This window comes from Plectonema cf. radiosum LEGE 06105 (genome assembly GCF_015207665.1).
In the GTDB taxonomy this organism is placed as follows: domain Bacteria; phylum Cyanobacteriota; class Cyanobacteriia; order Cyanobacteriales; family Nostocaceae; genus Rivularia; species Rivularia radiosa_A.
The window spans coordinates 1-24,752 of record NZ_JADEWL010000068.1 but is presented as its reverse complement, the minus strand read 5'-3'; the positions used below and the strand labels follow the sequence as shown (position 1 = coordinate 24,752).

Sequence of the window (24,752 nt, the reverse complement as noted above, 5' to 3'; positions counted from 1 at the left end):
TTGTTTATGAATTTAACTGAAGATTTAGTCAATTTAGCAGTGCAAATAGAATCAAAAATGCCAGAAGAAATCAAAGTTCTGATGGAACAAGCAGCCATCGATTTGCTCAATTCGGGTATTAGCGATAATTCTCTCCAAGAAGGAGATACTATACCCAGTTTTACCTTACCAAATGCGATCGGTGAATTAGTTGATATTTACCAGTTACTCAAATCAAGTTTAGTCGTGATTTCCTTTTATCGCGGAGGATGGTGTCCCTATTGTAATTTGGAGTTGCGAGCATTACAGCAAGCACTACCGGAAATCAAGGCTTATGGGGGTACATTAGTGGCAATTTCACCCCAAACCCCGGATAACTCGCTTTCAACAGTGGAAAAAAATGAATTGACTTTTGCAGTATTAAGTGATGTTGGTAATCAGGTTGCCCGTCAATTTGGCTTAGTATTTACCATTCCAGAAGCACTTCGTCCCATTTATCAAGGATTTGGCATTAATCTACCTGCAAGTAATGGGGATGAAAGCTTTGAGTTACCCATACCAGCAACTTACGTTGTCAATACTGATGGTGTAATTGTCCATGCTTTTGTTAAGCCTGATTATACACAAAGACAAAATCCGGAAGAGATTGTCACAATTCTTAAGGAGATTGCAATCCTATGAAACCCCATTATCGGGTAGCTATTTTTGGTTCCGCACGAATCAAAAAAGAAGATCGAGAATATCAAGGATTTTGATAAATTTAGCAGCAGATTAGATGCCTAGATACAAAACAGAATCAAAACAGCATATAGGTCTAAATGCTTTGTATCTAGTTGGGATTTATTTTCTAACGGATATTGCAGTTGATCCATCTGAACCATAAGAAAGGTCAACCTTGACTCAAGTAAAGTATTCAATCAGGAGTTCTGAAGATGAAACGTTTAATTATTGCTAGCCTATCTACCCTAACTTTATCTACTGTTGTGTTACCTGTTGTCAGAGCAAACCAGATAAACACCAACAACAAAAATATTTCCCCAACTTTAATCGCACAGAATCAAAAGACCTCTGGAATGCTAATGGCTACTGCTGATGACGGTACTCCCAGAGGTTTTACTAAAGAAAAATGGCTGACTGCTAAAGGTGAGGTTTCCATATCACCCGTCAATGCCAATAATTATCAGGTGACACTCAAAGCCAGTGGTTTAGCACCTAACGGACTTTACACCTTCTGGTGGGTGAATAAAAAACTTGTAGGAATGGACATGGGACCAGCAGGAGGTTTACCCAGTAATGAGTTCAGAGCAGATCCTCGTGGTAACGCCACTGCAACTATCACTGTACCTAACAATAATAATTATCAAATGTTGGCACTTGCTTATCATGCAGATAATAAAACACACGGTCAAATGCCTGGTGAACTGGGCAAAGTCACTTTCACTCACCTGATGGGTTCATTCCCAAAAATCAAGTAAATAAGGGGAATTAAGACTGAATATTACAAAATCCTTGCAGGTGTAGAGAGGCTACTGCTTCTTGCAAGCTCCTAGTCGCGTCTCTATAATGAATGTTTACCAAGAGTAAAAACTGATATTCACACCACTGCACCCAAAGCTTGTAGCGTTAAAATTGTCGCATCTGTTAATCCTTTAACTCCAGTAATTCTCATTCCTTCATAAAGTCTTTTCGCAATCAAAATTCTGGTAGATTCACCCGTATTGATATCCCAAATTCTCACAGTTTGGTCTTGGGAACCACTAGCAATAAATTTACCTCCTGGGCTAAAAGTAATAGCAGAAACTAAATGTGTATGTCCCACACAAATGTATTTACATTCTCCTGTTTTTACATCCCAAATTCTCACGGTTTGGTCATGGGAAGCGCTAGCAAGAGTATTTATATCTGGGCTAAAAGCTATAGAAAAGACCCAATTTTTATGCCCAGTTAAGGTTTTTAAAAACTCTCCTGTTGGGAATTGCCAAAGTTTAATTGTTTGGTCTGTACTACAAGTTGCTAAAATCCGATCATCTTGACTGAATATAACTGCATAAATTCTGTCTGCATGGGCGCTTAAAATTTTCAAACAATTACCCGTTTGCCAATCCCAAATTCTCACAGTTTGGTCAGCACTAGCACTTGCTAATATTTTACCATCATGACTAAAGGTGATTCCCAAAATTTTATCAGTATGACCAGTTAAAGTATTGAAAGATTGTCCTGTATGCCAATCCCATATTTTTATTGTACAATCGGCACTTGCACTAGCTATAATTTCACCGTTGGGATGAAATTCTACAGCATAAACCCAATCTGTATGTCCTTGTAATATTTGAAAACATTTACCTGTATTTACAGCCCATAATCTAACAGTAGAATCTGTACTCGCACTGGCTAAAATTTGTCCTTCTGGATTAAAAGCAAGTCCATAAATAAAATCACTATGTCCTTGTAAACTTCTTAAACAATTTCCTGTTTGCCAATCCCATAATTTAATCGTTTTGTCATTACTTCCACTTGCTAAAATTTGATTATTTGGACTATATTTTACAGGCAATGCCCAATCCGTATTTCCTTGCCAAGTTTTTAAACATTCCCCGCTATGATAATCCCATAATCGCATGGTTTGGTCTAAGCTGACGCAAGCAATTGTTTGATTATCGGGACTTACAGCAACGCAGCAAACTTCATTAGTTTGTTTATGTAAAGTTTTAATGCAAGTATGAGTCTTGCAATCCCAGATTTTCACACTGCGATCGCCACTTCCGCTTACAAGTATCTCACCCCCAGGACTAAAAGCCACAGAATAAACGCTGTTTGTATGTCCACTATAGGTTTTAAGGCATTCCCCTGTCTGATAATTCCAGATTTTAATTGTGCGATCGCCACTTGCACTTGCTAAAGTTTGATTATCTGGACTAAATGCAATGGAACGTACCCAATTTTGATGTTCACTCAGGGTTTGGACACATTCCCCCGTTTCTAGATCCCACAATTTAATTTTATGGTCTGCACCGCTACTTGCTAAAATTTCTCCCTGGGGACTAAAAGTAACACAACGCACCCAATCTGTATGTCCAGTAAGAGTTTTGATACAGTTACCGTCGTAAATATCCCAGATTTTGATTGTGCGATCGCCGCTTGCACTTGCTAAGATATTACCCTTGGGACTAAAAGCGAGAGAAAATATTTCATGATCATGTCCAGTTAGGGTTTTAATGCAAATACCATCGCGAACATTCCATAATTTAATTTGATGATCGGCACCACAACTCGCTAAAATGTCTCCATTGGGACTAAAAGTTACAAAGCGCACCCAGTTATTATGACCTTGACAAATTAATAGTAATTTACCTGTTTTTACTTCCCAAATCCGCACATTACAGTCAGTATCACAAGTTGCTAAAAGCTTTCCATTTGAACTAAAATTAGCTGATAAAATATTGCCTAAAATTTCCGTAAATACACAACGAGATAAATCGGAATTAGAAAAATTGACATCATGTAAATGTACACCTTGTAGGTATGCTTGCCATAATGTTAAACCAGAAAAATCACAGTCGCTAATATCAACTTGTGCTTGATGTAATAAATTCAGAGAATTACCAGCTAAATATCCCGTTTCTTTGGCTGATTTTCCTCGGAAACTTGAGAGAATTTGATTGAGATAACAATAAATATTTTCTGAACTACCAAGTTGATTAGTCAATTGGTTAATAATAGGTTGTAAAATTAGATTGATTTGAGTTTCGCGCACATAATCTTTAGCTTGTGCTTTCATCAAAGCATGACTCGCAAATAAATATATTTTTTGATTAACTATTTCATCACAGATTTTCTCAATGATTTGATTAATCACATATTCCATCACCACAGGTTGCTGAGTAAACACGGTAGAGACGCGAAATTTTGCGTCTTTAGATTGTTGAATAAAAGAACGTCGTTGCAAAGATGAAAGAGATTCTAATAACTCACGTGGGGAAACATTAATTACAAAATCTGTTTGTAATTCAGATAAAGAAACAGGTTCACGATTAATTGCAACCCAAAACATGATTTGTTGTTCTAACTTTGTGAGCCGATAGAACTGTTGGTCAAGTAAATCTCGAATATCATCAAAAATAAACGTACTTTGCAGAGAAATTTCTAAAAATTGGCAAACATCACCATCAAAAAAATCGTGAATAGAAGAGGCAACAATTTTTAAAGCCAGAGGATTACCACCATAACGAGAAATTAAAGCTTGCCATTGTACTTCTGAAGCCTTAAATTTACCTTGAAGACCAAATAATTCTCGCCCTTCCGTTTCTGCTAAACCTGTTAATTGTAAAGAACGTACAGGTAAACTTTCTCCTTCATATTTTGCCAAACCTTGGGGTTTTTCTCGTGAAGTTAAAATCAAACAACTTTGATGGAAAGTCTCTGCAAAACATCGGAATAATTCACTATATCCCTCATATCCCACTTGATAACTACCAGTGCGTTCACCTGGTTGTAAAATCGATTCAGCATTATCTAAAATCAACAAACAAGGTGATGAACGCAAATATTTTAATAACAGTGAAATTTGACCTGATAAAGTAACAGGTAAAACCGTTTCTTGCTGTTTAGAAAAAACCTGAATTAATTCAACTAAAATATCTTCAATCGGTGGTGCATTACGCAAACTTCGCCAAATTAAACAGGCAAAATCCTGCATTTCAACAATTTGTTGCGCTACCTTGACACAAAGCGTCGTTTTACCGATACCACCCATCCCCAACAAGGTTATTAAACGACATTTTTCTTGCACAACCCATTGCTTAACTATCTGTATTTCTGCTTGACGACCATAAAAAAATGATACATCGGGAGCATCACCCCAATCTATAAGAGGGGAGAGGGGGAGAGGGTGGGAAGAAGAAAATTCTTTTTTTACCGCAATTTCCCCAACTTCTTGCCAATTCAACCCCAAAACCTGACAATAAGCTTTAAAAGCATCAGCATTAATTGGGTTTTTTCCTGCTAAAAATCTTTTCCAGGTACCCTCGGAAATTCCCACTGCCAAAACACCATTTTCTTGCCAAGAAACACCCAAAATCTCACTCGCTGACTCTAACCAGCGAAAATCATCGACAGACCAACCCTGAGCAATTCTAGCTTGCTTAATCGCTGTGATTCCCTGTTGAGAAGCTTTGAGAGTTGCCACGATTTGCTATACATCCTGTACATATACATATTTCTTATAGGTATATATTGCAGAACTTTAATCTAATTTGCAATAGCATATTCATAAAAATTTGCCTAGATCAGTTTTATGGGTATTTGCGATCGCAAAACTGATCTTGAGCATCTCAGGTGATGTCAGCAAAACTTGAAAATAGTATTAAGTAATTGATATTCAAACAATTCCAAATTCCAAATCCCAATGTCTTTCCATTCTGGAGAAATCGCAGTCCAAAACCAAGCGGGAGTGCGTGAAGAAGCACAAAAACTGTGTAGTGTAATCAGTAATTTGATCAAACCAGCAGCACAGGAATTTCTTCGCACACAACAATTAGCAATTGCTAGTACAGTAGATATACATAGTCAAGTTTGGGCATCTTTATTAACAGGAGAACCTGGTTTTATCCAAGTTCTCAACCAGCAGACCTTACACATTAATGTACAAATTGATGGCTGTTCTAAATCTACCATTCCACTGTATCAAAACTTGGAAAACAACCAAGATATTGGTTTATTAGTGATTGACTTGGCAAATCGCAGGCGATCGCGTTTCAATGGCAAAGCAGAGATTAGCGGTACCTGTACTGATGGGCGGCTCAGTTCAACAAATATAAAAGTAGACATTAAACAAGCATTTTTCAACTGTCCTAAATATATTCAAATCCGTCATATAGAAAAAACTGTAAATGATTCATTAGAACAAGCTGAAACTGTTACCAGAGATGCTTTAAACGAAAAAAATCAATTTTGGATAGCTCAATCGGATACTTTTTTTATTGCTAGTTTTCATCCCGAAAGTGGTGCAGATGCTTCTCATCGAGGAGGATTTCCGGGATTTGTAAGAATTTTAAATAGTAACAAATTACTGTTTCCTGATTATTCAGGAAATAATATGTTTCAAACCTTTGGTAACTTGCTTGTAAATTCCCATGCAGGTTTATTATTTATAGACTTTCAAGCAGGTGATATATTGCAATTAACAGGAAAAGCAAAAGTGATTTGGGATGCAGAAAGATTAAGTGAATTTGCTGGAGCAGAGCGTTTAGTTGAGTTTGAGATTAAGCAGGTATTAGAAACTCAAAATGCGACTCGTTTACGTTGGCAATTTGGGGAATATTCGCCAGTTAATCCGGGATAAGCTATCTCATCTCAAGTTATGATTATGGAGTGATTTGATTCTGAAACCACTCAACAATAGCATCTGCCAAGACTCGCGCTAATTTTTTTTGTTCGTCGGTATTAGCTATCCATTCAAATTCTTCAGGATTGGTCATAAAACCCAGTTCCATTACCACTGATGGTGCTGTAGAGGGACGAGTTAAAGCCAAATTATTCCAAAACACCCCCATTGATGAACGTCCTAGCTGGTTAACTAGATAATTATGCAGAAAAACGGCTAGACTATGAGCTTGGGAATGATACCAAAAAGTTCTAATACCCTTGCTATTCTCGGCATCTCCGTCGTCGGGTACTGCTGTGTAATGTATAGTTATAGCGATGGTTGGTTCTTCTCGATCAATCATGGCTTGGCGATCGGATAAACTTAATTCTATGTCATCTTCTCGCGTCATCACCACTATCGCACCTCTTAACACCAGTTGATCGCGGAGCAACTTAGATACACTCAAGCTGACATCTTTAGCTAAATATCCTGTTGGACCAGCCGCACCAGTTTCTTGCCCTCCGTGTCCTGGATTAACTAAAATCTTGACACCAGATAAGGGTTGTAATTGAACAATTGCAGAAGCTGGTGAACAAATGAATATGGAACTGATGGCTAAACCTAAAATTGGTTTCACTTATTATATACACTCCTATTTGATCAAGATCATTTTACATTGCAATAGATCAAGCAAAACTATCGAGATTAGAGATTGCAACCATTACAGATAAATCGTGATTCCCTCGCTTTTCTGCAATACACCTCTGGTTCTACGGGGATGCCAAAAGGTGTTATGGTTAGCCACGGCAACCTGTTAGCCAATTTAGCTGCAATTCATCAGTGTTTTGCTCATTCATCCCACAGTCAAGGTGTGATTTGGCTACCTCCTTATCATGATATGGGATTAATTGGTGGAATTCTCCAACCTCTTTACGGTGGTTTTCCGGTTGCACTGATGTCACCTGTGGATTTTTTACAAAAGCCTTTTCAGTGGTTAGAAGCTATTTCTCGCTACAAAGCTACTACCAGTGGTGGACCAAATTTTGCTTATGACCTATGTGTGCGTAAAATTACACCTGAACAACGAGAAACCCTTGATTTAAGTAGTTGGGAAGTTGCTTTTAATGGTGCGGAACCAATTCGTGCTGAAACTCTAACTAAGTTTGCAGAGACGTTTGCAAGTTGTGGTTTTCGTGCTAGTAGTTTTTATCCTTGTTATGGGATGGCTGAAAGTACTTTAATTGTTACTGGTGGTGTGAAAAAAGATGCACCGATACTAACAAGTGTTGATGGTAAAGGATTGTTAGAAAATCGTGTGATTCCAGCGTCTACAAAAACTAATTATGCTCAGACTTTTGTTAGTTCTGGTAACAATATTGAAAATCATCAGATTGTAATTGTTCATCCGGAAACATTACAACGTTGTTCTGATGATGAAGTTGGAGAAATTTGGATTAGAGGAGCAAGTGTTGCTCAAGGATATTGGCGAAAAGTAGAAGAAACTCAAGCTACTTTCTCGGCTTATTTGGCAGATACTCAAGAAGGTTCTTTTTTACGGAGTGGTGATTTAGGTTTTTTGCAGAATGGGGAATTATTTGTAACTGGTAGATTGAAAGATTTAATTATTATTCGCGGACGGAATTATTATCCCCAGGATATTGAATTAACTGTAGAAACAAGTCATATTGCTGTTAAAGAAAGTGCGAGTGCAGCATTTTCAGTGGATATTAATGGACAGGAACATTTGGTAGTTACTTGTGAGGTAGAACGTGAGTATTTACGAAAGCTAGATGGTGATGCGATCGCGAAAAATATTTTACAGGCTGTTGGGGAAGAACATGAATTACAAGTTCATACTATCCTACTTTTAAAAACCGGAAGTATTCCCAAAACTTCTAGTGGTAAAATTCGCCGTCGTGCTTGTCGGGCTGGTTTTCTGGCTGGGGATTTAAATCTTGTTTGGGATTGGAGTAAGAGTCCTGATCGTAAATCTGAGTTTCGCAATTTATTGGCAGATATGGATGCTTTAAAGCAGGAGATAACAAACAAGAAACAGGATAAAGAAGTAATTAAAATATCTCCAGAGTTAGAGAAAATTCAAGTCAAACTACGTCATATTTTTGCGAGTTTATTAAAAATAGATTTTGCCGAGGTTGATATTAATCAATCTTTGATGGCAATGGGTGCTGATTCTTTGGTATTAGCTGAAGCTGCTGAGGCTGTGGAAAATTGCTTTGGTATTAATCTTGAACTTCGGCAGTTATTTGAAGAGTTAACTACTCTTGATGCTTTGGCAAATTATATTAATCAAAATCAATCTTTAGAGTCTAATTTAAGAGAAACAAACCGCAGAGGACGCAAAGTACACAAAGTAGAAGAAGAAAGAGAAGAACAATTAAAAATAACCCTTTCTGAGGCACAAAAACAACTTTGGATTTTAGGCAACATGGGGGATGATGGTTCCTTAGCTTATAATGTTTCAGCTACCGCAGAATTCAAGGGTGAGTTTCAATTAGCAGCAATGCGTCAAGCGGTACAAAGTTTAGTAAATCGTCATGAAGCTTTGCGGACAAGTATTAGTAATGAAGGTGATTTTCAGTATATCTTGCCTAATTTGGAAGTTGAAATTCCTGTAATTAATTTTTCCTATCTCCATCCAGAAGAACGTCAATCTCAATTAGATAGGTGGTTTAAAAAGGAAAGTTTAACTGTTTTTGATTTAAATCAAGCTCCTTTATGTCGCTTTTATATCCTGAAATTAACGTCCAAGTATCACCTACTTGTTTTCACTGCCCATCATATTATTATTGATGGTTGGTCAATGGGTATAATTCTGCAAGAATTGGCTACTTTCTATTCAGCAGAATGTCAGAATTTTGATACTCGACTCAAGCCATCTATGCAATTTAGAGAATATATTCAGTGGCAAGAACAACAAGTTCAAACATCAGAAATGCAACTGTATGAGTCCTATTGGTTAGAAAAATTCAAAACTGAAAATTCGATTTTAGATTTACCTACAGACCGTCCCCGTCCAGCAATTAAAACTTACAAAGCAAATCGGCAAACTCTTCAGCTTGATACTAATTTATTTCAGAATATCAAGCAGTTTAGTAAAGAGAATAATTGCACTTTATTAATGACTTTGCTATCTGTATATACAACATTACTGTACAGATTAACAGGTCAAGAAGATATTGTGGTTGGTGTTCCATCTGCGGGAAGATTTAAAGGTAGTGAAAATATTGTCGGTTACTGTTCTCATCTATTACCAATTAGAAGTTACATTGATCAGAATTACAATTTCTCCCAACATTTACAAGCAACGAAAACTGAATTGTTAAATGCTTACACTCACCAAGATTATCCGTTTGCAAGGTTAATTGAAAAGCTCAAAATATCCAGAAATCAAAAAATATCTCCTTTGGTGACAGCCATATTTAACTTGAATCGGCCTTTAGCTGTGCCAACAATGTTTGGAGTTGAAACCAGTTTATTACCTCAAACTCTAAGTTTTGTAGACCATGATATTTGTCTCAATGTCAGCGAAATAGATGGGGAATTAGTTTTTGATTTTGACTACAATACCGATTTATTTGATGACAGCACTATTCATCGCTTCCTGGAACTTTTCCAAACATTGTTAACAGCAACAGTCACGAATCCGCAACAATCTCTGGCTAATCTACCTTTACTTAACCAATCCCAACATCATCAACTATTAGTAGAATGGAATGATACTCAAACTGAATATCCCCAAGATAAATGTATCCATCAATTATTTGAGGAACAAGTTGAAAAAACACCAAATGCGATCGCAGTTGTATTTGAAAATCAACAATTAACCTACCAAGAATTAAATCAGCGTGCAAACCAACTAGCATACCATCTACAAACATTAGGAGTAAAACCAGAAACATTAGTGGGAATTTGCATAAATCGTTGCTTAGAAATGATGGTAGGACTATTAGCAATTCTCAAAGCAGGTGGTGCTTATGTACTCCTCGATCCTAGCTATCCCCAAGAACGTTTAGATTATATTTTGTCGGATTCTGGAGTGTCCATTTTATTAACAACTGAGAATCTCCTCACCCAATTACCTACCCATGAACTCAAAATCATCTGTGTAGATAAACAAGAAGAAGAAATTGCTAATTATAGTACAAACAATATCTTATCCAATGTCCAACCAAACAACCTGGGATATGTAATTTACACCTCCGGTTCTACCGGAAAACCCAAAGGAGTACTAGTCACCCACCATAATTTAGTTAATCATAGTAACGCGATCGCACATCGATTTCATCTCACCTCTCAAGATAAAGTCCTACAATTTGCAGCTTTGAGTTTTGATGTTGCAATTGAAGAAATCTTCCCTTCTTGGTTAAGTGGTGCAACAGTAGTATTACGTCCCCAAGAAATGTTTGCTACTTTTACAGACTTGGTGGAATTTATTAAATCGCAGGAGTTAACGGTATTAAATTTACCTGCTGCATTTTGGCATGAATGGGTTTTAGATTTATCTCAATCTGAGTATTTTCTCCCAAACTGTTTACGATTGGTGGTTGTCGGTAGCGAACAAGTGAGATGGGAAAAAGTTGCTCTCTGGCAGAAATACATAGGTCAACATATCAAATTACTCAATGCTTACGGTCCGACGGAAGCGACAATTACAGCTACAATTTATGAACCGGATTTGCGAAAGGTAGAAAATCAAACTGGTGGTGTACCGATTGGTTGTCCAATTGCTAATACCCAAGTTTATATTTTAGACAAGAATTTACAACCAGTACCTGTAGGTGTTGTCGGTGAGTTATATATCGGTGGGAATGGTGTTGCTAGGAGTTATTTAAATCGTCCCGAATTAACCCAAGAAAAATTCATTGATAACCCATTTAATTATGTAGAGACGTTATATATAACGTCTCCCAAATTGTATAAAACAGGAGATTTAGCACGTTATTTAGCAGATGGAAACATTCAATTTGTCGGACGCATTGATAACCAAGTAAAAATTCGTGGTTTCCGAATCGAATTGGGAGAAATTGAATCCGTTATCAATACCCATCCCCAAGTTAAACAAGCAAACGTCTATCGGGCAAAAAATTAGAAGTTGATTATCAGGCTTGGAAAAAACTTAATTTTGATGAACAATTAAATTACCTTCAAGAACAATTTAACGACAGTACAACTGAGCAAGTACAGGATTTAATTCAAGTTTTTGATGCTAATGTCCAAGCGGGAATGAATTATTCATTTAATTGTTTAGCAGCAGATATTTATCCCCTGCGAATTGCACTTTTCCAAGCCAAAGAAGATGACACAGAAGATACTTTTATTCCCACAGATATAACATGGGGTTGGAACAAAGTTACTTCTCAACCAGTGGAAATCCACATAGTTCCTGGAAATCATCACACCATGCTCAACACACCCCACGTTCAAGTATTAGCTGAAAAGCTAAAAGTTTGTATCAATCAAGTTGAAATCGTGGGAGTTGCATAACAATGATTCAACCCCTAACTACGAGAGGAATGCAAATTTTTATACTTATATGGTTGGGACAAGTAGCTTCCCTAACTGGTTCTGGATTAACCAATTTTGCCTTGGGTGTGTGGGTATATCAACATACAGGTTCAGTAACACAATTTGCCCTAATCTCTTTATTTGCAACCATTCCCCGGATTATTATTTCTCCTGTAGCTGGTGCTGTGGTAGATCGTTGGCAACGTCGCTGGGTAATGATTATTGCTGATTCTGGTGCAGGTGTCAGTACATTATTGTTATTTGTACTACTAATCACCAATCATCTAGAAATTTGGCATATATATTTAGTGACAATTACCAGTGCTAGTTTTAGTTCCTTTCAATGGCCAGCTTATAATGCTGCTACCATTCTGATAGTTCCCAAACAATTATTAAGTCGTGCGAATGGCATGATTGAATTAGGAGAAGCTTTACCTCAACTAATTTCACCTGTCTTAGCTGGTGTTTTAATCATAAATATCCGGCTACAAGGTATCATCTTGATTGACTTTCTTAGCTTTATTTTCTCCTTCTTAATTCTCATTAGTATTCAATTTCCAAATGAGAAAAAAGCTATAACTAAAAAAATAGATCATAGCTCATTATTCACAGAGATTATCTATGGTTGTAAATACGTGTTCAAAAGAAAGGGATTACTCGGATTACTCATATTCTCTGCCGTCACTGACTTAGGCTTAGGAGTAGTTCAAGTATTAATCACCCCATTAGTATTATCCTTTGCTTCCCCAACAGCTTTAGGAAGTATCATGTCCATCGGTGGAATTGGGATGTTGCTGAGTAGCCTATTAATTATTATTCATCGAGGACCAAAATCAAAGATTAATAGTATATTTATCTTTCAATTTTTAGGGGGATTATCAATCTTAGCAGCAGGATTAAAAACTTCTGTCATCCTCTCAGCCTTAGCAGCATTTTTATTCTTTTTTACTTGGCCAATTATCAACAGTTCGACCCGATTTATCTTTCAAAAGAAAGTTTCCCATGATGTTCAAGGTAGAGTATTTGCATTAATTGGGGGAGTTACGGGGATATCTTTTCCTATCGCTTATTTAGTCGCTGGACCCCTTGCTGATAATATTTTTGAACCCTTAATGTCTGCTAACGGTTTGCTAGCTGAAACTATGGGAAAAATCATAGGTATTGGTACAGGAAGAGGCATTGGATTAATGTTTATTTTGATGGGATTAATTATTATGTTGATTAAAATTTTTGGATATTATTATCCCCCGTTGAGAAAAGTAGAAAAAGAATTACCCGATGTAACGTGATCTGATTTGGCAGAGTTTTCATCAATACGATACTAGATAAGTTTACAGTTCAACACGTTCCTGAAAGTACTGACGATAGAGTTCACAACTGGATATTACCTGATTGCCGTGCAGTTTTACTAAACCCATGCTATGGAGTTTAAATGCACAGAATTGTTCTAATTCTACAGGTATGGGTGATTTAATTACTTCTGTATATGCGGCTGCTAATTGGGGATGTTCTTGTAAATTTCCTAAGTGTCGATGGAGGTGATGATAATAAATTCCTGCGTCTGTTGGGGCTGTTTTTATTAACTGTGTAAATGTCAAAGTTTGAGATGCTAAATGATATAAAGCTTGTTGAATTAAGTAGGGATGTCCTGTAACAAGTTGTATTAATTCTGACAATTCATTTTCTGATAAAGATAGCCCATAACGTGTTTGTAAATTAATTATTTGTTCTGGTGTAAATGGTTGTAATTCAATTGCTAAACCGACGTTAAAGGGAGATTTATTAATATCTAAAGGTATATACACTTCTGTGGAATGGACGATAATTAAGCGGAGATTTTGCCACAGGGGATTACCGCTATCTCCATAGGCTGCTTCTTCATACCAGGAACGGAGTAAAGTAAAGAAATCATCGGCAATTTCGGGATGTAAAAATACCTCGTCAATATCATCTAATGCTAGTACTAAAGCACCATTAATATTTGGTAGTAAACAGTCTTCAAAATAAGCTGTACAATTGCTTTTGCTACCAAATGTATCACTCCAGTAATCTTCGATTCGATAGGGTAAGTGTAATTTGCGAGTTATGGAAGTGCAAAACCAGCGCAAAAATTTATCTAAATCGCTAAAAATACAACGCTCTGCTCTTTGTAAACTGAGTGCAACTGTGTTAATTTGATGCTGTTGTTTTGCGTGGGCTAAAATTCTCACCATTAAGGAGGTTTTACCCATTTGACTAGGTGCTTTAATGCGAATTAATGCTCCCGCTCTGCTAATTTCTTCATAACAACGAGATTCTACGCCGTGCCGTTCTATGTATAAGCTGGATTCTAAAGGTATGAGTCCGACTGGTGCTTCTAATTCTGCGGTTTGGTTACTGTTAGTTGATATAGAGGTAGCTTTGGAAGGATTTTCTGGATTTTCCTCTGCATTTACACCAATATTTGCTTCTGCAAATGTTCGCTGTGTCAACACAGCCATTAAATTATTTTTACCAACTTTTTCACCCAAACTTAAGGAAAGTAATTGCCACAGTTTTGGTCCGACATCATGTTTAATATATTCAGGAGCGTAACCACAATTATCGGCGATTTTGTCATACTTTTGACCTAGTAATGCTCCCTTGAGGACAACTACTTCAATATTTTTGAGATGTCTCTGGGTTTTCCGAAATACCGCTGCATCTACTAATTTAAGTGCGGATTCAAAATTAATCGTTTCTTCTGTCAGATTGGTTTCCATCATGAGATTAATTTAACTGGGGATAAGTTAATTACAATAAAAGCTGTGAAACCTATATTTTTCGTCAGGTAAAAAGTCAGGTTTTTATCAAGTTTCTCTTGTATTACAGATATTAATTCTGGAAAACCCGACTTCTATGAGCGTTGTCAGTATAAGTTAATAAGTCTATTCAAGTTAAACTTTCCACTTTTCGTATAAGTTGAAAATCTTGTATTGTTTCCTCAGCAACTTGCTTTAATTTTTGAGTAAAATAATGGTCGGGATACTGTAAACAAAATAGTCCCGTACTACCTAATATTGCCATATCTTCTAAAAATGGTAAAACACCTGCAACTGGTACATGATATTTTTGTTCTATTTGTTTTTGCAGTCCATGAATATCAATCTGACTTGGTATTTTATTAATAACCATGAGGATATTTTCTAGTTGCAATTGACGAGCTATATTCATGGTGACAGCAGTTCCTTGAAAGTCTTGGCTGTCGGTACGTAAAATTATTAATATTCTGTGGGAAATTGCTAGAGAAAGTAAGGTTTCTTTATTTAAACCTGGATGGGTATCAATAAATAAATAATCTAATTGTAGTTCTTGAATTAGTTGTTGAAATCCACTATTAAGCAACGTTACATTGTAACCTTCACTGAGGATTTTTGTAATTTCTTCCGGATTCAAACTCGCGGGAATTAAAAAAACTTTTCCTTGACTGGGAATTTCTAGATAAGAACTAACATCATAGGCTGTATCAACAATGGAACAATTATTCCATAAATAGTCATTTAATGTTTTCTGAGCATTATGACCATTAAGATTATTAACATCAAGATTAAATAGAGCATGAATACCGGGTGATTGTAAGTCAGTATCAACAATTGCTACCCGTTTACCTTGAAGTGCAATTAATACTGCTAAATTAGCGATGAGGTTTGATTTTCCAGTTCCACCCCGGAAGGAGTGAATCGAGATAATTTTAGACATAATTTTTAGATTCGAGAACTTCAACCCCTAGTAGTCCATTTCTTTCTCTAAAAAATCGGAATTTTTATTTCCTGTAACTCCCCCTATCTCAAAACTCCCCATCACTCAAGATATGAACCACTAGCTAGTTGATTAGTATGGCGCGATCGCACTACTTGACGAAAGATCAGTTTTACGGTGCTGATGGATTGAGAAACTGGTCTTGACAAAAATATTTATTTATGGTAAGTATTGAACTTTGAAAGGAATTTTTAAGGCAACTGGAAGTTTTTGTTTGTGGATTGGGTGAAATTCGGGCGCACAGGGATGTCCACCCCACAAGAATACATCTACTCAAGCGATAAATCAAACCGCTACCCTACTTACAGATAAAATCCGTTGAAATTCGGCTTTGTTAAGAGTCGCAAAATAAAGCTCTACTTCAATATTTGGATAGCGATCGCGAATTGAACGATAAGCTTGATGTAAATATTCTGTATGTATTTGCAATTCTCTCTCCGGGTTTTTACTTAAATCAGGGTCAATCATAGTTGCATAAGCGCCACAGTCTTGATGGTCGATGACAATCACTTTGTTAATATGATGTAGTCGATAGGATAGATCCAACTGGTCCCAAAATGCTTCGGCATCAGATGGATGAGGAAATCCTCTGACAGCCAAGGAAGCACCAGCTAAGGCTGTCCAATCATATTCACCACCTAAATGTTTCCTCCCTAAAAAATCACTTTCTGCTGTCAAAAATCGAAAATCAATACAACTCAGAACTAAAGCTTTTGCTTGATGAGTTTCCGCTTTGGCAGGTGCTGTTGATTGTAAAATACTAAATGCTACTGCTCCAGGAAGGAAGGATTTAAGGAAATGACGACGACTAGGCGAGGGATGACAACAAACACATTGATCAGTCTTCGATTGATTGATAGTGTTCTTCATTTTTTATTCGTAGATTGACTGCTGAAACTCTAGCTTGAAAATAGGGTTGAGGGAACAGGGAACTTCTAAGAAGTACAGGAGTTATGATTGATAAAAATCATACCATTTTTTAGCTTGGGTTTGAATTTTCTTCCACTTATTTAAAGTGGGATTTTTAATGAACATAAAAATCGGGAATTTTTTTGTTTAATTCAGTCTGAATTATTTTCAAAATCCGATTGAATCCTACTGTCTTTTGCAATAAAATACCTGCACCTATTTGATTATTTTTTTTGAACGAATAAGAAATATCTGTATGTTTTGTTAAAAATATCAAAGGCATTTCAAAAATTGTTGAATCTCCATGTATTTTTTGAAATTTTTGATAGCCGATTTCTTCAACTATCTCTAATGAATAAACAATTAAATCTGGGTACTGTTCATTAGCTAAATGTGAACCCATGAAAATATTGTTGGCTTCAATTACCTGAAAATTATTATTTCTCAAAAATTGACATAAAAGATGACGAAAATTTATATCGTCTTCAATAACTAGGATATTCTTCATGATTTTCTTTGGTTTGAGTTATTTCTTCGTAATAGGACAATCCAATTGATATTGATGCTTATCAAAGGGTGGTGATTTAATCAATTAAATTTGTTTAATTTGATTGGATAATAAAATCACACATCCTAATTAAAATGGGACAAAGTATGAGACTTTATTGATGATTAGAAATATCTATTATGCTTTGCTGAGAGTAAAGTAGTAGTTCATTTCATTAGTTTTGATAGGTTCGTAGTTGCGATTTATCGCTCAAATCAAGGGCGGGCATCCCAACTACAAACATTGAAATTTAATCACATAAACCATTATTGTCAATCATTTAACTTCATTAATTCTTTTGTTTTCAAATCATCTGTTACAGTTTCAGAACATCCTGCAATCTGAGGACTGATAGAACAAATCGCATCTGTGGTTGTTTCAAAACAATTTGATAACCCAATTGTTTGTAAAAACCCTGAACGTTCTAATATTTGTTTGACTTCCGGTTGTAAACCTGTGAGAATTAAGCGGCAATTATGCCGTTTTAAGTCGTGGTAAATATCTTCTAAGGCTACTAATCCAGTCGTGTCCATATTTGGCACAAACCGTAACCGCAAAATTAAATACTTCACTTCCGGTTCATCGCGGAGGAAGGTAACAAAGGGCAATATAATTCACGTTTTGTTCACCCTCTCGCAGAGTATCCAATATTTGAATCCGCACAGGGTTGGACAGAACCTTGAAAAAGTCTGCCTTGAAGTAACTAGGCTCAAAGAGCATATTAATATCTCTCTACCTTCAAAGTATTGCAGATAGTTTAACACTTATGCTATGCTTCAGCAAGTTAGATAAATAACTCTCAAGCTCACCTTTTCGGGTTAGTCCCGCAGAAAACTACAGTGAAAGTACAACAACAGGATAAGAGCGAACAGTCCAGGCGTGTGGCTGATGGTAAAAGTATTGGTATGATGCCAATATCATCAGTAGAATCGTCAAATAAGCTGGAAATTCTGCAAACACCAGCAAATTCCGAACTTAGTCCGATTATCAAAGACATAGAAGTTGTTAAGACATTTCGCTGTGCAGGGATACGTCCGATTGGTGCTAGCAAACTCAAAGTTGTGAAGACGATGAATATCATGGGTATTCGTCCCATCGGCGTTCATACAATAGATATTGTTAGCACTATTAACCAGTCTGGAATACGTCCAATTGGTTCTAGTTCGTTAATAGTTTCTCAAACTGATGGGGTGATGAGGAATCGTCCAGTCGCTGCAAATACTGTGAAAGATTCTGAAAATCTGATCGGGTTTTTGGATTAGAGTCAGAATTTACCCCTGTAATTTTAATTGCATCCAGTAAGTAGGTAAACATTTCTGGAAACATCCAAACAAATTTTAGTTTGTATTGAGCGATGTATCACTTAGAGCAACCCTTGTGAATGCTGAATTTATTTATATCTATCTAGGACTTACGCAACTGGCACATTTTTCTTGTAGGGGAGGCGGTTGAAGCGGTGTGGATGAACACGACCGCATTATTGCCGTTGTGTGACGCTTTGAGTTAATTTGAACGTAGTAATAAGGTTTGTAGCGTCACGCACCATCAACCATTTGTGACAATATCGTAAGTCCTGCTATCTACTGAATATTTTTCATCGAAGAATAGAAAATGGAAATTAAAATTTTTGATGTAGATTCTGGTTTCTGCGCCTTAATTATTGCTGACAATAATCATGCAGCACTTATTGACTGTGGCTACAATGAGCGAACAGGATTTCGTCCGACAAACTATATTATGAATAGTAGTTTGTTTGGATTAGAACACGTGATTATTTCTCATCTGAGCGACGAGAACATAGCCGATTTGCCGTACCTGATGGGCAAGGATGTACAAAGCCAATTTCCTACAAAAATTTTGATTAAAAATCCCTCATTAAATGCTAGTAATTTGCCAGAAATAGGAATTCGGAATAATACCAGAGAAACAAGAATAAATTTTTTGAGATTAATCAGTGATTCTTATCGAGCCAAAATTGTTAATCACAGAGTTGGGAACATCAGCTTGAGTTTTTTTTCTAATAATTATCCAGATTTTTTAGATTACAATAGTTTGAGCTTAGTTACCTTTGTACATTATTTTGATATTGACATAATTTTTCCTAGTAATTTGACACAAAGAGGTTGGTATTCTCTTTTAGAAAATGCATCATTTCAAGAACATTTGCGGCGCGTCAATTTTTTTGTAGCATCTAATCACGGACAAGAAAGCGGCTATTGTCCAGAAGTTTTTGATTATTGTAAGCCGGAACTAGTGATTATTTCTAATAATCTAAATCAGCCGATTAAATCAGAAACTAAAAATAAGTATATAAGTCATAGTCAAGGCTTTAAAACATTAAGTGACAAGCAGAAATTATTAACTACCCGCGAGCATGGAAACATTACTATTTCTAAACTTGCGGCAAATAAAGTACAAATAACTACCTCTAAAATAATTTTAAATAAAAACAGATCCCAGAATTCAAATAGTTTCTCAAGATACTTCTAATCTTAGTCATTGTCGGTATGGTATATAAATGTTAAAGTACCTAAAAAAGTTTGAAGCTACAATAATATTTAGATGGTATTTAAACAGAGTCATTTCAAAGCGGATCTTTTCAAAGTATTATCCAATCCGGTGCGGATTCAGATCCTTGATACATTACGAACAGGAGAAAAAAATGTCAATGACATTGCTCAATGGTTAGAGTTGGAAGCTTCTTCTGTGTCTCAACAATTGGGTGTGTTGCGGAGTCGCAATTTGCTAATCAGCCGCAAACAGGGAAATTACGTTTTTTACTCTATACGAGATCCAGCTATTTTCAAAATTCTCGATGCAGCTTTAGAGGTGTTTAACAATCACCTAGTCGAAGTACGGAATACTTTGGAAAAACTCGATTAAACTCACTTTGATCGCATCGGAAGAGGGAAGAGGGGGAGACTACTTCATAACTTCTCCTCGCTTCGGGGTTAAAGTCCCCTGAGTCATAGGTTGTATGAAATGCGTCCGGGCGTTTAAATCCCCATAGAGTATCCAAAATATCCTTCTTCCTTCTTCCTTCTTCCTTCGTATTAAGTACTCGGTTTCTGATAATAACCCAAAACTTTTTTTACATAATCAGCAGTAAAACCACTATTGCAGCCTTTGTACTGACCAGTCATCCACCAACAAGCAGTACCAAGCACAGCTTGTGTTTCATTATTATTATTAGCTTGCAATTGTCCTTTTAATTCTCGTTGTACGATACAACTAACAATTTGACGAGCTAATTGAGAATTATTTTCAAACTCTGTTGGTGAAACTTCTTTTTTCAGACAAAATTTTGACCAACCTTTCAAAGTTTCTGGTTTAACTTGCCATTCGCTGTATAATCCATCATTAGCAGAACCTGTTTTAGGTGCAGCCAATCGTAATGCTTCTACCATTCTTGGAACTTGATTATCGAGCGATCGCGTTTGTGCTTGTACGCCTGCTGCAATGGTAGCAAATTCCGTGACTCTAAAAGCGTTTGCGACTGAAGTACCAACAGAAGCAGTCGATCAACAAACCAGTGCTACAGAAATTCAGCAGGAAGTAGAAGCTATTTCCTACAGTGCTGCTGATTTAGCTCCCGAAATGGACTTATCTGACAACTTAATTGCTCAAAGAAGTGTAGATCCAGTTCAATTCTGTAAAGACTATCCCTTAAATTCAGCTTGTATTGATAAAAAATCATCAGAAGAAGCAGAGGGAGAAGTAGAAGCATCTCAACCTGTGGAAGAAGAAACCAAAAAAGCTAAAACAAGCGGTTGGGGTATAACTCCGGAAATTGGTACTACAGGTATAGGAGCATCGGTAACAAAGTCAGTTTCACCGAATGTTAATGCAAGAGTCGGTTTAAACGCTTTTAAATATGGTGCAGATTTTGAAGAAGAAGATGTCAAATATGAAGCTGACTTGAATCTGTTTAACGTTTCGACTTTAGTTGATTACCATCCTTTTAAAAAATCTGGTTTTCGTTTAACCGGAGGCTTGGTATTCAACAATAATAATGTTTCTGGAAGTGCGAAATCCGACGGTAATCAATACGAATATAACGGGAATACTTACACAACCGACCAAATAAAATCAGTAGATGCGAAAGTTTCCTTGCCTAACAAAGTTGCGCCATACCTCGGTATTGGTTGGGGTAACGCTGTGAAACCAGGAAATCGCTTTGCTTTCTCGCTGAATTTAGGTGTGATGTTTACAGGTTCTCCTAACTTCGATTTGAGTGCTGATATCGATCCAAGTGTTGATGACACAACCCGTCAACAAATTCAGAGCGATATTGAAGCGGAGAGAAAGAAGATAGAAGATGACATCAATGGAATTGGTGTTTATCCTGTTATTTCTATTGGTGCTTCTTATCATTTTTAATTGTTTGGGAATTGTCAAAGCTAGTTTTCACGTTGTGTAGGTAAAAATATACTACATTAATCCTTGAACTATTAAAGAAAAGCCTGCCTTGTGGTAGGCTTTTTTGCTTTTGAATTGGGTTTTTCTGCAAAGCAATCGCCAAGTATCTCGCCAGTCGCGTCTATCTGATGAGTATTGCGATCGATTAAGTAGGTGGGTAGAAAAATTTATAGTTATGACAAGGGAGTAGTTCGTTCGGGATTAGAAATAAGTCCTTGAGAAGGGCTTATATTCTGTTGCAGAATAATATTTATTTGTGCCTACTTACTTATTCGTTTTACTTGATTATGTCGTGATGTTGGGTTTCACAATGTTCCACCCAACCTACAACACAAACTATAAATTATTCTTGTATAATAGCGTCTAAATCTACAACCTTTTTACCAAGATTAGTAAAGTCAATATCAGCTAAAGGTGCTTGACTACGCTGAATAGTAAAAACAGCTCCCTCGACTTTACTACCATTATTGTACTCAACAACATATGTCATCTGCTTCTTTTTGAAAGCTAATGGCAATAAACCTAAAGGACCAAATGCAAGAGTAGTCCAAATCGCAGTTTTGCCCAGACGTTTTGCTGATTTGCTTCGTTCAACTTTTTAAACAGAACTTCCTGGAATTACTTGATTAGCTGTTTGATTGCTATCCGAATTCATTGTTACACGAATATTGCTATTATCAATAGTCACGCTACAGCTATCCATATCTCGTTCAAGCTGGTTGAAGCACTTTCCCTTATAAGTTCCAGCCTGTGCAATCGTGGGTGCGATCGACATGAAACTTGTCAGCATTAATAGAGTAAAAGCAGTGACTGATTTATTCATTTCACTTAGTGAATATACTTAAAAAAACAATAAACTAATACTAGCAAAACTACTTATATTACTCAAGTATTTCTATACTAAATGCTATTGATAATTTCGGAAATACTTAGCATAAATATTTCTAATACGAAACAACAGTTATAAAAAATTCAAAACCCCTCTCTAATCATCAAGAGAGGGGTTAAAGTTTATTTGGGAGTAAATCTATGCAATATCACTTCTCATTTTTGACTTTTTCTCTAATTCCAAATTTGCTGGCTGAGAAAAAATGTCAAAGCTTTTTAAAGTGAAAACACGTAATTAATAGCAGTAAATACGACTAAATATCAAGAGATTTGGAACAAGAAACTTACCAAATCTCCTTTACCCATACTTACTTTATCTCCCGGTCGCAAACGGTGACGATTGCCCGGTAGCAGGGACATTCCGTTAACGTAGGTACCATTGGAACTTCCTACGTCTTCGATATAGTAAGCATCTCCTTCTACTCGAATATCAGCATGAATTCGCGAAACAACTTCCGAATTTTCCAATCCCGAAACATCAATATCCGGGGGAACTCGGTCATTTGCTTTACCAATATGAATTACAGAAAGATTTTGCGGTAGTTCAATTTGTGTATCAGTTTTAACGTGAACCAAACGAGCGCTGACCTGCTGTAATTGAGTCCTAGAAGGAGAAGGACTTGTTACGGGTATCGGTGCGGGTGCGGGTGCGGGTGTAGCTTCGGGTTCGGGTTCGGGTTCGATTGTTAAATCTGGGAAAAAAGAACTATTCTCTTCCTCTTCCTCTTCCTCTACCGTCGCAGGTGCAGCTTCAACAACATTAACGGGAGGTGGTGTTACTGCTGGAGGTGGAGTTGGTATTTCTTGTTCTCCGCTTTCGGGTTCGGAGGACGTTGTTGGTGGTTCAAATCCCGGAGGAGAAGAAACTGCTGTTGGTGGTAAAGAAGAAGCTTCTATAGGATTCAAATTTGGCAGGTTGCCCAAAGGCGGTACTTCTATTGGACTTTCAGGAGCAACAGTTGGCTCGATTCCGGAAGGAGAGGAGCGTAAATTGTAACCACACTGCCCGCAAAAAGCCGCATCTGCTTGCACGGTTGCCCCACAGCCCGGACAGCTAGTAGTTGCCGGTAGGGGGGTATAGCAAGCTTCGCATTGGACAGCGCCATCTGGATTGGGATGATTGCAGTTAGGGCAAACAATCATGGAATTAAACCTTTTCTCAAGTTCATCGTAAAATAGTGCTGGCAAGCAGACGAGCATCTGTCAGTCAATTTTGAATTTTGGATTTTGGATTTTGAATTTTGGATTGTTCCCATGAATCGCTTTCCTCGGAGCTTAAATATTTTAGATTAATGTTCGCTCGCTGTGTGTCCGTAGGATATATTTAGATTTATCACCTACTTAAAACTAAGGGCTTGAAATCATTCGTAATTCAATCCAAAATCTCAAATCTCAAATCTCAAATTTTCTGTCGCTTTTGATTTTAACAATTACTTACAATTTCGCCGTTAAATTTTGATTTCCGCACCAGCAGCCTCATCTAAAAGCCACCAAAGTTCTTTTTGGGGTTGAATTAAACGAGAAGGGTAGATAGTTTCTGATGCTGTGGGTGCGAAAACTTGAGCTAAAGCTGGTCTTTTATTTTCACCAGAAACCAAGAATATGACACATTCAGCGGCGTTAATAAATGGATAAGTAAAAGTAAGACGTACAGAACTATCTTTGTTGCCTACTGTAATCAGCTTATCAGTAACTTTCAATGCTTCGGTGTTGGGAAATAAAGATGCAGTATGAGCATCATCGCCCATTCCCAGTAAAATCACATCAATCGCGGGAAATTCGCCTTGAGAGGAATTAAACAATTCCTGTAAATGTTGTTCGTACTGTTGTGCAGCTTGTGAGGGTTCGGCTGCATCGGTAGGCATTGCGTGAATGTTTTCTGCGGGAATATCAACTTTATCCAGCCAGGCATTACGCGCCATTAATTGATTACTATCAGGATGGTCTGGTGCAACATAACGTTCATCACCCCATAATACATGAATTTTATCCCAAGGCAGTTTTTTTTGGCTCAAGGCTTCATACAGCGGTTTGGGAGTACTACCACCAGACAAGGCAATAGTGAAACGTCCCCGTTGTTGAATCGATGGTTCAACTTTGGACAAAATCAAAAGAAGCGCTCGTTCAACCAACGCATTCTTATCCGGCAATACTTCTACTTTTTTGTTCATTAGCTTCCTTCACAATCTAACTCACTTCTGGGATAACCATACCGCCGATATCGGAATAGTGCATTTACTTTGTGAAACTTTTAAGAATGGGAATTGGTAATTGGGAATTGGTAATTGGTAATTGGTAATTGGTAATTGGTAATTAGTTATTCACCCCATCACCCCATCACCC

At 36.9% G+C, this 24,752-nt stretch carries 22 protein-coding genes; 10 read left to right on the top strand and 12 right to left on the bottom strand.

Annotation, left to right across the window (positions count from 1 at the left end):
* Nucleotides 1-6 precede the first annotated feature (6 nt).
* Complete coding sequence (locus tag IQ247_RS18910) at nt 7-660, top strand: peroxiredoxin-like family protein (RefSeq protein WP_193922643.1); 654 nt, start codon at nt 7-9, stop codon at nt 658-660.
* A 251-nt stretch (nt 661-911) separates the two neighbouring features.
* On the top strand, nt 912-1,454 hold the full coding sequence (locus IQ247_RS18905; RefSeq protein ID WP_193922642.1) for a hypothetical protein: 543 nt from the start codon (nt 912-914) through the stop codon (nt 1,452-1,454).
* A 119-nt stretch (nt 1,455-1,573) separates the two neighbouring features.
* Here the strand turns inward: IQ247_RS18905 and IQ247_RS18900 are convergent, their stop codons facing one another.
* Entirely contained in the window at nt 1,574-5,164 is a 3,591-nt protein-coding gene (locus IQ247_RS18900; protein ID WP_193922641.1) for a WD40 domain-containing protein, read from the bottom strand.
* Nucleotides 5,165-5,383: 219 nt separating this feature from the next.
* Here IQ247_RS18900 and IQ247_RS18895 point away from each other — a divergent pair, with 219 nt between their 5' ends.
* Entirely contained in the window at nt 5,384-6,319 is a 936-nt protein-coding gene (locus tag IQ247_RS18895; RefSeq protein ID WP_193922640.1) for a pyridoxamine 5'-phosphate oxidase family protein, read from the top strand.
* Between the two features lie 22 nt (nt 6,320-6,341).
* On the opposite strand, the gene IQ247_RS18890 is transcribed toward IQ247_RS18895, so the two are convergent.
* Nucleotides 6,342-6,980, bottom strand: coding sequence for an N-acetylmuramoyl-L-alanine amidase family protein (locus IQ247_RS18890; protein WP_193922639.1), 639 nt, complete (start codon nt 6,978-6,980; stop codon nt 6,342-6,344).
* A gap of 75 nt (nt 6,981-7,055) precedes the next feature.
* Between IQ247_RS18890 and IQ247_RS18885 the strand changes: the two genes are divergently transcribed.
* The 3 genes from IQ247_RS18885 (at nt 7,056) to IQ247_RS18875 (ending at nt 13,158) form a co-directional block, all read left to right on the top strand.
* Complete coding sequence (locus IQ247_RS18885; RefSeq protein ID WP_193922638.1) at nt 7,056-11,453, top strand: non-ribosomal peptide synthetase; 4,398 nt, start codon at nt 7,056-7,058, stop codon at nt 11,451-11,453.
* A 134-nt stretch (nt 11,454-11,587) separates the two neighbouring features.
* Nucleotides 11,588-11,848, top strand: coding sequence for a thioesterase domain-containing protein (locus IQ247_RS18880; RefSeq protein ID WP_193922637.1), 261 nt, complete (start codon nt 11,588-11,590; stop codon nt 11,846-11,848).
* A gap of 2 nt (nt 11,849-11,850) precedes the next feature.
* Nucleotides 11,851-13,158, top strand: a complete 1,308-nt coding sequence (locus tag IQ247_RS18875) for an MFS transporter (protein WP_228059863.1) — start codon at nt 11,851-11,853, stop codon at nt 13,156-13,158.
* Between the two features lie 42 nt (nt 13,159-13,200).
* On the opposite strand, the gene IQ247_RS18870 is transcribed toward IQ247_RS18875, so the two are convergent.
* The 5 genes from IQ247_RS18870 to IQ247_RS18850 all read right to left on the bottom strand — a co-directional run bounded on the left by IQ247_RS18870 (nt 13,201) and on the right by IQ247_RS18850 (nt 17,674).
* Nucleotides 13,201-14,613, bottom strand: a complete 1,413-nt coding sequence (locus IQ247_RS18870) for an AAA-like domain-containing protein (RefSeq protein WP_228059862.1) — start codon at nt 14,611-14,613, stop codon at nt 13,201-13,203.
* A gap of 166 nt (nt 14,614-14,779) precedes the next feature.
* Nucleotides 14,780-15,586 carry a MinD/ParA family ATP-binding protein gene (locus IQ247_RS18865; protein WP_193922636.1) on the bottom strand — a complete coding sequence of 269 codons (807 nt, stop codon included), beginning with the start codon at nt 15,584-15,586 and terminating at the stop codon, nt 14,780-14,782.
* A gap of 345 nt (nt 15,587-15,931) precedes the next feature.
* Nucleotides 15,932-16,516 carry a carbonic anhydrase gene (locus IQ247_RS18860; protein WP_193922635.1) on the bottom strand — a complete coding sequence of 195 codons (585 nt, stop codon included), beginning with the start codon at nt 16,514-16,516 and terminating at the stop codon, nt 15,932-15,934.
* A 154-nt stretch (nt 16,517-16,670) separates the two neighbouring features.
* Nucleotides 16,671-17,063, bottom strand: a complete 393-nt coding sequence (locus IQ247_RS18855; RefSeq protein WP_193922634.1) for a response regulator — start codon at nt 17,061-17,063, stop codon at nt 16,671-16,673.
* A gap of 311 nt (nt 17,064-17,374) precedes the next feature.
* The gene (locus tag IQ247_RS18850; protein ID WP_322745529.1) at nt 17,375-17,674 is read right to left on the bottom strand and encodes a sodium-independent anion transporter; all 300 of its coding nucleotides are present in this window, start codon (nt 17,672-17,674) and stop codon (nt 17,375-17,377) included.
* A gap of 267 nt (nt 17,675-17,941) precedes the next feature.
* Here IQ247_RS18850 and IQ247_RS18845 point away from each other — a divergent pair, with 267 nt between their 5' ends.
* From IQ247_RS18845 to IQ247_RS18835, 3 genes are all read left to right on the top strand, one after another.
* Nucleotides 17,942-18,364 carry a hypothetical protein gene (locus IQ247_RS18845; RefSeq protein ID WP_193922633.1) on the top strand — a complete coding sequence of 141 codons (423 nt, stop codon included), beginning with the start codon at nt 17,942-17,944 and terminating at the stop codon, nt 18,362-18,364.
* Between the two features lie 349 nt (nt 18,365-18,713).
* Entirely contained in the window at nt 18,714-19,592 is an 879-nt protein-coding gene (locus IQ247_RS18840) for a ComEC/Rec2 family competence protein (RefSeq protein WP_193922632.1), read from the top strand.
* 72 nt (nt 19,593-19,664) lie between these two features.
* Nucleotides 19,665-19,985 (top strand): ArsR/SmtB family transcription factor, encoded by a 321-nt coding sequence (locus IQ247_RS18835; protein ID WP_193922631.1) that lies wholly within the window; start codon nt 19,665-19,667, stop codon nt 19,983-19,985.
* Between the two features lie 170 nt (nt 19,986-20,155).
* Here the strand turns inward: IQ247_RS18835 and IQ247_RS18830 are convergent, their stop codons facing one another.
* Nucleotides 20,156-20,509, bottom strand: a complete 354-nt coding sequence (locus tag IQ247_RS18830) for a hypothetical protein (RefSeq protein WP_228059860.1) — start codon at nt 20,507-20,509, stop codon at nt 20,156-20,158.
* Between the two features lie 67 nt (nt 20,510-20,576).
* Here IQ247_RS18830 and IQ247_RS18825 point away from each other — a divergent pair, with 67 nt between their 5' ends.
* Nucleotides 20,577-21,482 (top strand): hypothetical protein, encoded by a 906-nt coding sequence (locus IQ247_RS18825; RefSeq protein ID WP_228059859.1) that lies wholly within the window; start codon nt 20,577-20,579, stop codon nt 21,480-21,482.
* A 382-nt stretch (nt 21,483-21,864) separates the two neighbouring features.
* Here IQ247_RS18825 and IQ247_RS18820 read toward each other — a convergent pair whose 3' ends face one another.
* The 4 genes from IQ247_RS18820 to pgl all read right to left on the bottom strand — a co-directional run bounded on the left by IQ247_RS18820 (nt 21,865) and on the right by pgl (nt 24,580).
* A complete protein-coding gene (locus IQ247_RS18820) occupies nt 21,865-22,011 on the bottom strand; it encodes a hypothetical protein (RefSeq protein ID WP_193922629.1) in 147 nt (48 codons plus the stop codon).
* Nucleotides 22,012-22,119: 108 nt separating this feature from the next.
* A complete protein-coding gene (locus tag IQ247_RS18815) occupies nt 22,120-22,344 on the bottom strand; it encodes a hypothetical protein (protein ID WP_193922628.1) in 225 nt (74 codons plus the stop codon).
* Nucleotides 22,345-22,670: 326 nt separating this feature from the next.
* A complete protein-coding gene (locus tag IQ247_RS18810; protein WP_193922653.1) occupies nt 22,671-23,552 on the bottom strand; it encodes a double zinc ribbon and FHA domain-containing protein in 882 nt (293 codons plus the stop codon).
* A 305-nt stretch (nt 23,553-23,857) separates the two neighbouring features.
* The gene (gene pgl / locus IQ247_RS18805) at nt 23,858-24,580 is read right to left on the bottom strand and encodes a 6-phosphogluconolactonase (RefSeq protein ID WP_193922627.1); all 723 of its coding nucleotides are present in this window, start codon (nt 24,578-24,580) and stop codon (nt 23,858-23,860) included.
* Between the last annotated feature and the right edge of the window lie 172 nt (nt 24,581-24,752).